Below are 13,730 nucleotides of genomic sequence, written 5' to 3'. Positions count from 1 at the left end.
CCCTTGCCATCCCTGTTCTGCAGATCTTGCATCGGGACGTTCCATCGCGGTCCGGCTTGTGCCGGTATGTATTGAAGCGACAGTAACCCAATGAAAGGTCATCGACTGTCAATTGTCAACAATTGACTTCTGCGGTAGACAGAACCGTATGACGCGGCAAGCGTGCATCGACAGGAGGCAGCCATGGCAGCGACACTTCGCAGGCCATTCAACGATAACCAGCACGACGTCGAACGGAGATTTGCACCGCGTACTATCCCCGACCAGGTTGCGGAGGAACTCGGTGCCGAAATCGTCTCCGGCCGTCGCAAAGCGGGCGAGCGTCTTGTCGAAATCGACCTGGCGCGCGATTTCGGCGTCAGCCGTGGCCCAATCCGTGAAGCGATCCGCATTCTCGAGCGCCGGCGCCTGGTCGACATCTTTCCGCGGCGCGGCGCCTATATCAGACCGCTGTCACTCAAATCGGTGGCTGACCTGTTTAATGTCCGCACCGCACTGTCGATGCTGGCGGTGCGCACCATGGCGACCACGCCGGTCGAAAGCTTCATCGACACACTGGCGCGCCGCTGCGACGAGTTGAGAGTCGCAGTCGAGGTCGATGATCCAATGGCTTTCGCACACACCACGACGCGCGCGGTAAAGACCATTGCGCGCGGCTCGGGCAACGAACTGCTCGTCGAACTGCTCACCGACCTTGCCAATCAAACCGTATGGGAAACCATATGGAAGACGCCGCTGGACTATCAGACCCGCGACATCCGCCGACTCAGCACCGACCTGATGGCGTCGACATTGAAGGCGATCCGGCAGCGCAAGCCGAATGCCGCTGTCACACATCTCGGTCAGCTTCTGGAAAGTGATCGCGACCGCGCCTTGTCCACCCTATCGCGCATTCGCGGAGAGACATTCGACCTGAGTGCGCTAACACATAGCGATGGGCACGATATTATGCCGGCTGAGATTGCGCCTGCTCCGCGCGGGTGAATTCAATGGGGCTGCCGGCTCAGACGGTAGCGACCGCAATTCATCAACGCAAAAACGTAGGGTGCACACGGGGCGCCAGTAACGCCCCGTGTGCCATGTCCGCCGCTAGACGAAGCGGAAGTCGTCAGCGGTGAGCGACGCCAAGCTGGTGTTGGCGAGCGTAACTGCGTTGTTTTCATCCAGCGTCACCACGATGCTGCTGCCGACCTGGGCGGTGTGAGACATCACATCGGCATAGTCGGAGAACAGATCGCTGGAGAACTGGATGAAGTCCTTGGACGCTCCACTCGCGGCGAAGTCGGTGATCATATCCTTTCCGAACCCGGCGGCGAACACGAACACGTCGGAGCCAGAACCGCCGGTCAGGATATCGTCGCCGGTTCCACCGCCGATGATGTCGTTGCCGGAGCCGGCATTCACCTTGTCCGCACCCGCACCGGCCACGATGATGTCGTCGCCCGAGCCAGCATCGATGATGTCGTTGCCGTCACCGCCATCGACGCTGTCATCGCCGGAGCCGGCCTTCAGCGTATCGTTGCCGATGCCGCCGGACACCACGTCATCGCCGGAACCGCCGTCGATCGCGTCGTCACCAACGCCGCCGCTGAGCGCATCGTCACCCGCACCGCCATTGATGGTGTCGTTGCCGGCACCGCCATCGAAGGTGTCGTCACCGTTGCCGCCGGTGATTTGATCATTGCCCGCACCGAACAGGATCTCCTCGATGCCGGTGAAATGATCGGTCCCGATCCCGGCACCCGTCACCGTTCCAGCCGCGTAGTTGACCGTCAACGCTCCGGTCGCATCCGACAGGTCGAGCACGTCGTAGCCGGCTCCGCCGTCGATCGTGTCGTTGCCGGCACCGCCGCGCAGGATGTCGTCGCCGTCACCGCCGTTCAGAACGTCGTTGCCCGCGCCCCCGATCAACGTGTTGGCACCGCTGGTTCCGATCAGAAGATCGTCATAGCCGGTCCCGATCGCATTCTCGATATTGCTGAAGTGATCGGCGCCGGCGAGATAGCCGGGGTAGTAAGCGAGCCCGGAGGCAAGATCGACCGTCACCTTGAATGTGATCTGGCTGTAGTCGATTGTGTCGGTTCCGTCGCCGCCGTCGTAGGTATCCAGCCCGCCGGTGCCGAGGAAAGTATCATTTCCGCTGCCGCCAAACACCAGATCATTGCCGGCAGAACCGGTGATCGCGTCGTCGCCGTTGGTGCCGATCACTAGCTTCCAGGCCCCATCGACAAAATTGAGCTGCTCGACATTACGCAGCGTGTCGATCCCGTCCGGCGCACCATTGCGCAGGTCGGTGACCTTGATGGAGCCGTCCGCGTTCAACGCGTAGCCGTGGTTGTTGAACGTTCCCGTGTAGAACACGGTATCGTTCCCTTCGCCACCATCGATGCTGTCATTGCCGCTATCACCATGAATGGTGTCAGCTCCAATGCCGCCGGCGATATCGTCATTGCCGGATCCGCCCTTGATTAGGTCATCGCCGTCATTGCCATAGAGCGTATCGTCGTCAGCCCCGCCATCGACCTGATCGTTGCCTGCACCGGCATAGATGTAGTCGTTGCCGTTTCCGCCGCTGAGGATGTCAGCACCGCCATATGCGTAGTCCATGGCCATCGTATCGCTGCCGTCGCCGCCATCGATCTCGAAGCCACCAGCCGAGGTGGAGAGAGCGACGTCGTCGCCGGTTCCGAGCAGGATCTTGCCGGTCACCTTCGCACCGACATAGAGGTTCACCTGGTCGTTGCCGGCGCCCATGTCGATGGCCGATCCACCGGTCGCGATGATCGAGCCGGAGTTGTTCAGGGTGTCCCTGGCTCCACCCATCGATATGCCGCCGATGATCCGGCCCGTGCTGTTGTTGCCGACGAAATCCTCATAGTCGCCAACCAGATTGATCGCCTCATTGCCGCGTAGGTCGAAGCGGGCAGCGTCTTCCGCAGAGACGCCTTCCGGACCGTGACCGTCGCCGCGGATCAGGCCATCATTCACGATCGTGGACACACCCAGCGCGTTGCTGTTGCTGGAATTATCCACCTGGATAGCACGACCGTAACCGTAGATCTCGCCAGTAGCACTGTTGACGACGGAGCCTCCTCCGATGGCGATACCCTCGGAGACGTTCGGTTCGCCATCATGGTAACCCTCGGCGCCGAGGCCGGCGATACGGCCGTAGTTCAGGACCTGCACCAGACCATCAACGTCGATGGCATCGCCATCGGAGTCGGACAGTTCCGCCGAGCGACCTTCCATCGTGCCGTGGTTGGTGATGAAGACCTTCTCGGCTTCAGAACCGCCATTGTCGATGTTCACCGCCGAGCCGTTGCGGCCGATCATCGTGCCTGAATTGACAACGGTCACAGCATTGTCGCCGGTCACGGCATGGCGCGAACCTTCCATCCAGCCGCCGGCATAGTTGTTGACCTTGCCGCCGGTATCACTCTGGAAGTCGATCAGGTCACCTCCGCCGACGAAGCCAGGATCGGTCGTGATGGTACCCCAGTTATTAACAATCCCGTCATTGCCGGGGCGGATCACGTCGGTGTCGCTCCCGTACTGGCGGATAATGCCGCCGGCGAGATTGTTGATCACCGCCGAAGCGCCGGCTCCATCGAAGCTGCGGAAGTCGATGACGCGACCGCCTGCTTCCATCACGCCAGCATTGTTGATCGTGATGGTCGCATCAGCGTGTCCCGCCTGTTGTGGGCTCAGCGCACCGCGAAGAATGCCGCCTGCTTCGTTGTTGAAGGTCAACGAGCCCGTCACACTGCTCGTGGTGTTGAGCACGCGGCTCGATCCTTCGATCAGGCCGGCATTGTCGACCACGGCGGCTCCGCCGCCCGACCAGAGGATGGCGGTGCCGGCGATCAGCTTGCCGCCAGCATGGACCGAAAGCAGATCGCCGTTGTTGACAGCCACGTTGCTGATGAGTGTGGCGCCGCCCTCGACTGTAACCGTGGAGTAGTCGCTGCCGGTAACCGACCAGGTACCTTCACTGACCACGAGATTTTCGACGTTGATGACAATGTTGCTGGTGTCGATGACGCCGGTACCGGAACCCACCAGTTTCAGGATGTCATTGCCGTCACCGCCATCGATCAACGCCGGCGCGTAATCGTCGGTCGAGACCACGATAATGTCGTCACCATCGCCGCCGGATGCGCTATCGCCGGCTCCGGCAACGAGCCGGTCGTTGCCAGCACCGCCGTCGAGGGTGTCGTAGCCTTCGCCGCCATCGATCTCATCGTCACCGGCGCCGCCGGAGAGCGTGTCGTCACCTTCGCCGCCGGCCAGGACGTCGTTGCCGGCATCGCCGCTGAGAGCGTCGTCACCTTCGCCACCGGTGAGATTGTCGTTTCCGGCACCGCCGAGCAACGTATCATCGCCCTCGCCGCCGTCGAGTTCGTCATTGCCGCCAAGACCCGTCAGCGTGTCATCGCCCTCGCCGCCGGAGATCGTATCGTTGCCGAGTGCGCCAGTGAGGATGTTGTCATCATCGTCGCCGACCAGCACGATCGGCTGCACGGAGAGCACCGTATCCGACCGATAGTCGAGGTTCTGGATTCGAGTGTCATGCGCGCGGTCGGTGTCGAGGACATCGTAAGCCGTTTCGGAATAGTGCGCCGCGAGATATTCGGCGAACGCGTCCTGTTCGGTGCCTTCGGCCGCAAAGTTAGCCACCTGACCAGCATCGGGAACGAGATTCGAAGACAGGTTCACAACATTTGCAAAGGCCGGATTGGCCGCAATGAAGCTCGCGAACGGATAGCCGTCGCCGCCCGTGAGCAGGAAGCTCAGCGTCACGACCCGGATCGCCATATTGGCATCGACAACGAGCTCACCGTTCTCGACCAGGGCAAGGACGGGATTGCCGTTCTCGTCGATCAGCGTCGCCGACTGAATACGGTTGCCGGCCGGGCTATCCTTGTCGAAGGAGTAAGCGATGCCGCCAACCTGAGCGAACTGACCGGGGGTGGCGCCATTCGCGGTCGCGGCCACCGCATGCTCCAGCACCGTCAGCAACTGTGTTGCCGTCACGGTGACCATGGACAAAGCATTGTTGAAGCGCAGCGAGTTGGCGATGTCGAGCTGCGAGATGTCGCCCTCTTCCTTGCCGACACCGGGATTGGCCGATGGCGGGTTTTCCTGGGCGACGCCGCCCACTGCGGAGACGCTGCCGATCGAATCGCGGACACCGCCGCCATTCTTGATCGAGACCATCACCGTCGCATCGGCCTTCTGGGCGTACCAGAGATTGGCGTCGGCCGTGAGGTCGCCCAGATTGGTCTCCTCGGTGCGGACCTCGCCGCGACGGCCTTCCAGATAGACATTGGTGCTGCCGAACAGATTGCCGTCCTGAGCGTCGATCACATTACCGACCCCCTGGGCGATGTCGTTGACGAGATCCCCCTTGCTGCCTTCGGCGAACGGATTGGCATCCGCCGCATCGATATCGCCGTCACCGTCGACGTCGATGACGTCGTCATAAAGATCGGCGACCTCTTCGTCAGTGGTCGCATAAGCACCGCTGACATTAGGATCGACACTTCCCGCGATAACGTTGCCATTGGCGTCGAAATCGACCACAAGCCGGCCGACATAGGAGTATTCGCCGTCAGTATTGACGATCAGCGTGGTGTTGCCGTCGGCATTATGGGTCACGATCGGGTAAGTGCCATCGGCGGTGTCGCCGGGACGCAGCGTATCCTGCGCATCGGCAAGCAGCGTGTTCGATCCGCCCGAGATGATGATGTCGACGCCATGCAGCAACGGTGCAAGTGCCTGCTCGAACGCGATCTGCTGGAGATGGCTGACCAGGATGATCTTGTTGATACCCTGGGCGATCAGGCTGTCGATAGTTGGCTGCAGGATCGCAGCAAGTGCGGCCATGTCGTCAACATCGTCGCCGATCACCTCGACGCCGCCGGTCGAGGAAATGCTTTCGACGATCTGAGTGGTGGCGCCCACCACGCCGATCTTTTCGCCGCCCTCCTCGATGATGGTCGCAGGCGCGATCTTCTTGCCTATGCCGGCGGCCGGCGGGAAGCCGGAATAGTTGTCAGCGTTCTGGATGAGGCTGGTGTAGAGGCCGGCAAGATTGGGATCGCCTGAGAAATCCAGATTGGCAGATAGGAAGGGGAACTGTGCGCCCGGGAAGCCGGCAGTTTGCCGAATGATTGCTGCGAGCGGATTTGTGCCTGCGTCGAATTCGTGATTTCCGATCGCCGAGGCCTGCACACCGATGATGTTCAGCATCGAGATGTCAGCACTACCGAAGCCGGGCGTGATGTTCAGCGTGCCGCTGGCAAGACCGTAATAGGTCTCGAGCGCGGTCTCATATACTTCCTTCAACGAGGCGTCGCTGCCGGCGCTGAAGAACGGGCTGGGGATGAAGTTGTCGCCCGACGACAGCGTGATCGAATTCGCCTGTGTCTCTTCGAGGTAATCAACGATGGCGGCGAAATTGCCGGCGCGATCGACCGCATCGAGACCGGCCTCGAAATCCGACGCATGCAGGATCTGCAGCCTGTAGGTCGACGGCGTCTGGTTCTGGTTCAGATCGAGACCAACGATGACCGGATCGTGGTCGGAAACGCGGACATTCGTATCGGCATCGAAGATCGCCGGATCGCGCGAAAAGTCCGTGTTGTAATCGAGGGCATCGGCCTCATCGGCATTGATGTGCCAGGTGGTGACGCCAGTAACCTGCGACGACAGGCTGTCATTCGCGAACGCGTAATCGAGGGTGCCGGTTTGACCGTCGAAGACGTAGGAATAAGCACCGTCCTCCCGGCCATGCAGGTTTTCATAGCCTGCGTTCTCGATGATGCCCGTTGCCTGCTCCTTGGCGTAGCTGTTGAAATCGCCGAGCATCAGCACGTCGCTGTCGCCGGAACCGGTCGGGTCGCTGTTGGCCCAGGCGGTGAGCGCAGTCGCTGCGAGCTCGCGCTGGTTCTGCCAGTTGCCCTGACCGTCACCCTGGTCAGCATCGAGGCCGGTGCCGGTGCCGCTCTTGGATTTGAGGTGGTTGGCGATTGCGGTGAAAGTTTCACCAGTGGCGATCTGCTCGAACGTCACCGCGAGCGCATTGCGGCTGGTATTCGCGCCGTCGAAAATGTGCCCGACGGTGCTCTGGCTCAGCAGGCCAGAAAGCCCGAGTCCGGGCAGATCGGCATCGTTGAGGATCGCGACCGTCGTCCCGTCCGCGATTTTTACATCCGCGGTCTTGTAGATGAAGCCGACCGCGATCGCATCACCACCAACAAACTGCTGACCGGGATTGACCCAGGCATAGGCGCCGGGGCCTGCAGCGGCATTGAGCTGGCCGACCAGATATTCGATCGCATTGCCCGACGAGCCGGGAAGAAAATCGTTGTCCAGCTCAGTCAGCGCCAGCACGTCGGCATCCATTGCAAGAATGGCATCGACGAGCTTGCCGGTCTGGCGGGAGAATTCGACGGCGTCGTTGGCGCCGCGCGGCTCCTGGCCGATGGCGGTGCTGGCGCCATTGTCCAGCGTCTTGAAGAAATTCAGAACGTTGAAGCTCGCGACTTGCAGGGTGCTGCCGACATCCTCAGGGGCCGTGGTTCGCGGTGCGGTGCCGTCGTCGAATGTATTGGTGCCGTTCTCGACCGAGCGGACCCGCCAGGTCGCGCCGGAGGCGGCGTTTCCAGCCCATTGATAGTCCAGTACGCCGGTCAGCCCGGTGATCGTGTCCCCCATCCGCGGCGCCGTCGCCGTGTTGTAGGTCGGGCCGAAGCCATCGAGATTGCTGATGGCCGCGTTCTGGGCGTTCAGGCCATCATCATAGGTGATGGTGCGCGAGCCGAGTTCGGCCAGATAGGCCTGGTAGGCTGCAGCGTCCGGCGCATTTTCCTGAGTGAACTGGGCCGGGCGATCGCCTGCCACCAGCTTGATTTCATTGAAGCGATCGAGGTTGAACTGCTCGGTAATCACGAGTGTCTCTGGCAGCGTGACCAGCATGCCCTCATAGGCTTCGAGGTTCGGCTGATAGTCGCCGTCCTGGCTCAACGTGGTGCCGGCACCCGGCAGATCGATCACGGTCGCCATCGTGTTGATATCGGCAACTGCTCCCGCTTCAACCACGGAAATGTTGGTCGCGGTGAGTTCGGTGAGACCGAAATACTCGCTGATCGAACCGGTGACACGGACACGGTCGCCGACGGCCACGTCACCGTTGCCGCCGAATACGAAGATGGCTTCAGAGGTCAGGACATTGCCGTCGGAGTCGGTCACCTCTTCCTGAACATAGAAGCCGTTCAGGTTGCGGCTGTTGTCGCCGTCCCCATTCTGGAAATCACCGACTACGATCGCTTCGACAGTGACCGTCTGGCCGACCATTCCGCTGGTGGCGCCCGTACCCTGGATGGCGCTGATCTTGGTGATCGCGACGTCATCATTGACGATGGTGCCGGCGGCTTGCGCGGTGCCGATCGTGGTCGCCACGGCGGTGGAATTGGAAGCGCTCTGAAGCGTCAGCGTGAAATTTTCATTCGGCTCGCTGGTGGTGTCGCCGGCGACCATAACGGTCACCGTTGCCGAGCCCTGCCCAGCCGGGATCACGCCGCTAAAGCTGCTCGGCACGCTTCCAACAAAATCCGATGCGTCGGTCTGCGCAGAGGCAATGGTTCCGGAGAATGAGACATCGCCATCGGTGCCACCACTGCGCTCCACGGTGAATTGATAGACCGTCGAGCCGCTATTGCCCTCGTCATGCGAGACCGACACCGTGCCTGCAGAAAAGCCGACAGTCTGACCTACGACCGGGGTGCTGGCATTGCTCGTGACGCGGATATCGTCGATCCCGACCCACTCGTCATTGCCACCGGCATTGGTGGTGAGAATCCGGACCTGCAAGTCCGCGTGACCATTGACTTCGGACGGCAGCAGTAAATTGAAAGGCGTCACTTGAGTTGCGGCATTCGCGGTGGTCACGTCGGCAGCGTAGCCACCCGGCACATTCGTCCAGGACCCGGCGGAACCGACCCGGTACTGCACGGCAATTGGCTGGGACGCATCGTCTGCGCTGCCGTCGAGATCGCGCGCATTGAAGGTCAGTCGCACATTATCGCGGCCGCTCGCATCGAGATAAAGCACGAGGCTCGGTGCGTCTGCAGTACCCGAGCCGTTCAGCGCAATGGTCGGATTGGCAACAGCGAATTCCGCAACGCCGCCATTGGTAAGAGAATTCGGGGCAGTCTGATTGGCGATCACATCGACGGCGCCAAGCCCAGCGCCGGTCAATGTCCGCGGATCGGTGCCAGTTGGCGAACCAGCGTTGATGTCACCGAGATAGCCGACGATCGATGGAACGGAAGACCAATTATCATCGGCGTTGATTGCGCCGGCATTGGACCAATCCTGGACGAGATCGCTAACGGCAAGGGCGTGATATGTCGTTGACATGAAATCGGCTTCCATCGTTGAGGCGTGCGTCGAACATCGCTCGCTTCGCAAAATGCGAAGACGCGCGACCGACTGCCTTTGGTTAACGAAAAGTTAATGCGCCGGATGTAGCCACGTCGATTTAACAGCCGCGTGACTGGTTTCTAACGTCGCAGTGAAGCCACGCGCCGACCGCTCTTTTTGCTCGACTATACAAAGGCGACACAGCAAATCGCGACATCGTGCCACACCCGCAAAAGTGCAAAGCGTTGCGGGTTGCTCCACCGCGGCTTGGTCGCAGCGCGCATTGAACGACGATGGAACTGATCGAACTACACCGAATTCGAAATCTCCAACGATCACGTGTCAGACAACGGTCGAAATTCACGCACACGACGTGCAAGAACAAATGTGTTTGCTGTTGCAGTGTCTTGCCGCACAACATCGCTCGCAATTCGTATGGCTGATCGAGCGACTGCATCATTGCACGCGCACGCAATCCACACGCTGTCACGTAGTTGACGCTGAAGCCAGATAACGAACTCGATCGGCGCGCATCGCTGTCGCTTACTGGCCCAGGTGAAATATGACCGCAGCAATTTCGACAGACAGAACAGCCGGATCGAAGCACCAAGATCTTCCGAGTGCCGCTCTCGCATCATGTCGTAGCGCGTTCCTGTCTGTCGGGTTGTTCTCCGCCGTGGTCAACATCCTGATGCTGACCGGATCCATTTACATGCTGCAGGTCTATGACCGCGTCATTCCCTCGCGCAGCATTCCTACTCTCGTATCGCTCTCGATTATCGTAATTGCGATCTACGCTGTGCAGGGTGTTTTCGACTGGTTGCGCCAGCGGATCCTGACGCGCATCGGAGCTGCACTTGATGGCGCGTTGTGGGAGCCGGTGAATTCCGCCATTCTGCGATCGCCTTTGAAGTCCAACCGCGGCAGCGGCGTTCAACTCGCGCACGATCTGGATTCAGTGCGCGGGTTCCTGTCCGGCCTCGGGCCGACAACGCTGTTCGATCTGCCGTGGATGCCGCTGTATCTCGCCGGGTGCTTCCTGCTGCATCCCTATCTTGGATGGACCCTGGTCGGTGGCGCAACCATTCTGTTCGGCATTGCTCTTGTTACGGAGATTCTGACACGGAAGCCCACGCGAGAAGCATCCCGCCATGCCGCCCTACGCAACATCCAGCTGGAGGCGGGACGCCGCAATGCCGAGGTCGTCGCCGCCCTCGGCATGGAGCGACGAGTCATCTCACGCATCGGCGCAGCCAATGCGGATCAGATCGCTGCTCAGCAGCGCGGTTCCGATATTGCCGGTGCACTTGGCACGCTGTCGAAGACCCTGCGGTTCATCTTGCAATCGGCATTGCTCGGATTAGGCGCTTGGCTGGTAATCGAAGGACAGGCCAGCAGTGGTGTCATGATTGCCTCCTCGATCATGGGCAGCCGTGCGCTGGCTCCCGTCGAACTGGCGATCTCGGTTTGGCGTCCTTTCGTCGGCGCCCGCCAGGCCTGGCAGCGGTTACGCGACGCGCTGTCGTCTCAAGACGAGAGCCCTTCTGCCGTTGCGCCAGAACGTGCTCAACACATTCTCACGGTCGATCAGATTTTCATTGTCGCGCCGGGCGGCACCAAGGCCATCGTTCAGAATGCCACGTTCCAACTCAAAGCCGGCCAGGCTGTTGGAATCATCGGACCGTCGGCGTCGGGCAAATCCACATTGGCGCGTGCGCTGGTCGGGATCTGGCCTGCAGCGCGCGGCGAGATCCGCCTCGATGGCGCAACCCTCGACCAGTGGCCCGCCGAAATTCGGGGCGGCTTGATGGGCTATTTGCCGCAAGACGTCGAACTGTTCGACGGCACGGTGGCCGAGAACATTGCCCGCTTCGATCCGGAGATGGATGGACCGACCGTCATTGCCGCCGCGAAAGCCGCGGGTGCCTATGACATGATCCTTAACCTGCCAAAGGGCTTCGAAATGCGAATCGGTGAAGCCGGCGCTGCCCTCTCGGGTGGGCAGCGGCAGCGGGTAGCGCTTGCACGCGCGCTCTACAGGGACCCGTTCATGGTGGTGCTCGACGAACCGAACGCCAATCTCGACGTCGAAGGCGACGCTGCATTGACCCAGGCGATCAAGGGCGTACGTGAGCGCGGCGGAATCGCCATCATTGTCGCACACCGCCCGGCGGCTCTCGCAGGGGTCGATCTCGTGATGACGCTCGCCAATGGCCAGGTCCAGGCATTTGGTCCGAAAGATGAAGTCCTGCGCAAGGCGCTTGCCTCGCAACACCCTGCAAACCAGGTGGCGCCACAGCCGGTGCACGAAGTCCGCATGACCGCTGACGGCCGAAGCTGAGGAAACCCTGATGCCAAATTCTGCAACGTCCAACTCAAGCCGCCCTGATCCCTTCCGCGATATCCGGCGAACTGCATATGCGGGACTGGCTATACTCGCCGTGGCGATCTCCACCGCTGGCGTCTGGGCGGCAACCGCGCCACTCGCGAGCGCGGTGATAGCGCCGGCACAGATCGTCGTCGATAGCAACGTGCGCAGGATTCAGCATCCGACCGGCGGGGTGGTCGCCGAAATTCTTGTCAATGACGGGGACCGCGTACGAGCAGGCGACGTTCTGGTCCGGCTTGACGAGACCATGACGCGAGCCAACCTGGCGCTGATCGAAAATCAGCTCAACCAGTTCTGGACGCGCCGAGCGCGGCTGCGCGCGGAACAGGATGGTCGCGACGCTTTCGTGATACCGGCCGAACTTGCGGACCGTATCGAGTTGCCCGCGATCGCCGACATCATCACCGGTGAAACGAGCCTGTTGCTCAGACGACGCGAAGCCGTCAGCGGCCAACAGTCGCAACTGCGCGAGCGCACGTCGCAGATCGGTGAGGAGATCCACGGCCTCGCCGCTCAAATCGAGTCAAAGCGCGAACAGATCCGACTGATTCAGCGCGAACTCGAAGGGGTTCGCCAGCTCTTCGAGAAAAATCTAATTCCCTACGCACGGCTGACCACACTCGAACGCGAAGCCGCGCGGCTGATCGGCGAGGAAGGACAATTGATCGCCGAAACGGCGCGGGCCAAAGGCCGCATCACCGAGACAGAACTACAGACGCTTCAGGTCGTGCAGGATCAGCGACGCGAGATCGCGACCGAGCTGCGCGAGGTGGAGATCAAGATGGCCGATCTCTCCGAGCGCCGGATCGCAGCAGTCGATCAACTCGCGCGCGTGATGCTGCGGGCGCCGCAGGACGGGATGGTTCACCAGAAGACGATCCATACGGTGGGCGGCGTTATTACTGCGGGCGAACAGTTGATGCTTATCGTCCCGGAGAAGGATTCTCTCGTGGTCGAGGCGCGGGTCGATCCGCAGATGATTGACCGTCTCCGACTAGGTCAATCCGCGAAGCTGCGCTTCACGGCTTTCGATTCCGCGATCACACCGGATCTCAACGGAAGGCTTACCCGCATAGCGGCCGATCTCACAAAAGACCAGCAGTCCGGCGCGTCCTATTATGTAGCGCGCATTAGCCTCATCGACGGAGAACTCGCCAAACTCGGCGGGAAGGCACTTGTGCCGGGCATGCCGGTCGAAGCCTATATTCAGAATGGCTCCCGTACCGCGTTCGCCTATCTCCGCAAGCCGATCGAGGACCAACTGGCTCGCTCGTTCCGTCACGACTGAATCGAGTCGCCCCGGCCTCAACCTCCGCATTGATGACCCCATCAATCTGCGCAAGGTTTTCCGTGACTATTCATTACCCATACCGCGGCACCCTTCCCTCAGCGTCAACCTAAGCGAATCGGCGGCGACATCATGGACAGGCATGAGGGACGCGAACTGTTGCTCGCAGATACGATAGCATTCCTGCAGCAGGCGATCGGAGAAGGACTGGTGCTCGCCGTCAAGCTGAAGGCGCCGCTTTCGCCGGAGATCGTCGCCGCGGCCAGGTATTTGCGGGGATATCACGAGGGACCGAGACCGACGCAGATCGAAGAGCTGCGCAGGGAGCTCCGTACTGTCGTCGAGGTGTTCGGCAAGATGCAGTCCGCCCTGCGTCGCAGGCAACTGGGTGACGATCAGATCGCTGCCGACTGCACAACTGGAAACGATAAGCCGACAATGATGAAGGCTGCCTGACAGCCCAATCCACTGCTCTTCTGCTCCACTGAACCCGACCCGCGCTATCTGCGACTAATCGGTATGCCACATGCCCTGAAACGCGCCTGGACGAGATTGATGGACTGGATCGAGAATGCCGTCCACTTCGTGGACTGGCTGACGGATGACCCATCCCCGACCAACAAATTT

5 protein-coding genes are annotated in these 13,730 nt (G+C 61.0%); 4 read left to right on the top strand and 1 reads right to left on the bottom strand.

Going from position 1 to position 13,730, the window contains the following annotated elements; all coding sequences use genetic code 11:
- The first annotated feature begins 183 nt into the window (after nt 1-183).
- Entirely contained in the window at nt 184-984 is an 801-nt protein-coding gene (locus tag AB8A50_RS29280; protein ID WP_439079793.1) for a GntR family transcriptional regulator, read from the top strand.
- A 105-nt stretch (nt 985-1,089) separates the two neighbouring features.
- Here AB8A50_RS29280 and AB8A50_RS29275 read toward each other — a convergent pair whose 3' ends face one another.
- A complete protein-coding gene (locus AB8A50_RS29275) occupies nt 1,090-9,423 on the bottom strand; it encodes an ExeM/NucH family extracellular endonuclease (RefSeq protein ID WP_439079792.1) in 8,334 nt (2,777 codons plus the stop codon).
- A gap of 565 nt (nt 9,424-9,988) precedes the next feature.
- Between AB8A50_RS29275 and AB8A50_RS29270 the strand changes: the two genes are divergently transcribed.
- From AB8A50_RS29270 to AB8A50_RS29260, 3 genes are all read left to right on the top strand, one after another.
- On the top strand, nt 9,989-11,767 hold the full coding sequence (locus AB8A50_RS29270) for a type I secretion system permease/ATPase (protein ID WP_439079791.1): 1,779 nt from the start codon (nt 9,989-9,991) through the stop codon (nt 11,765-11,767).
- Between the two features lie 10 nt (nt 11,768-11,777).
- The gene (locus AB8A50_RS29265; protein ID WP_439079790.1) at nt 11,778-13,103 is read left to right on the top strand and encodes an HlyD family type I secretion periplasmic adaptor subunit; all 1,326 of its coding nucleotides are present in this window, start codon (nt 11,778-11,780) and stop codon (nt 13,101-13,103) included.
- A gap of 210 nt (nt 13,104-13,313) precedes the next feature.
- Nucleotides 13,314-13,559 carry a hypothetical protein gene (locus AB8A50_RS29260; RefSeq protein ID WP_176454751.1) on the top strand — a complete coding sequence of 82 codons (246 nt, stop codon included), beginning with the start codon at nt 13,314-13,316 and terminating at the stop codon, nt 13,557-13,559.
- The last annotated feature ends 171 nt before the right edge of the window (nt 13,560-13,730 follow it).

This window comes from Tardiphaga sp. 841_E9_N1_2, assembly GCF_051811065.1.
GTDB lineage: Bacteria > Pseudomonadota > Alphaproteobacteria > Rhizobiales > Xanthobacteraceae > Tardiphaga > Tardiphaga robiniae.
This window is presented reverse-complemented; position numbering and strand designations above follow the sequence as displayed.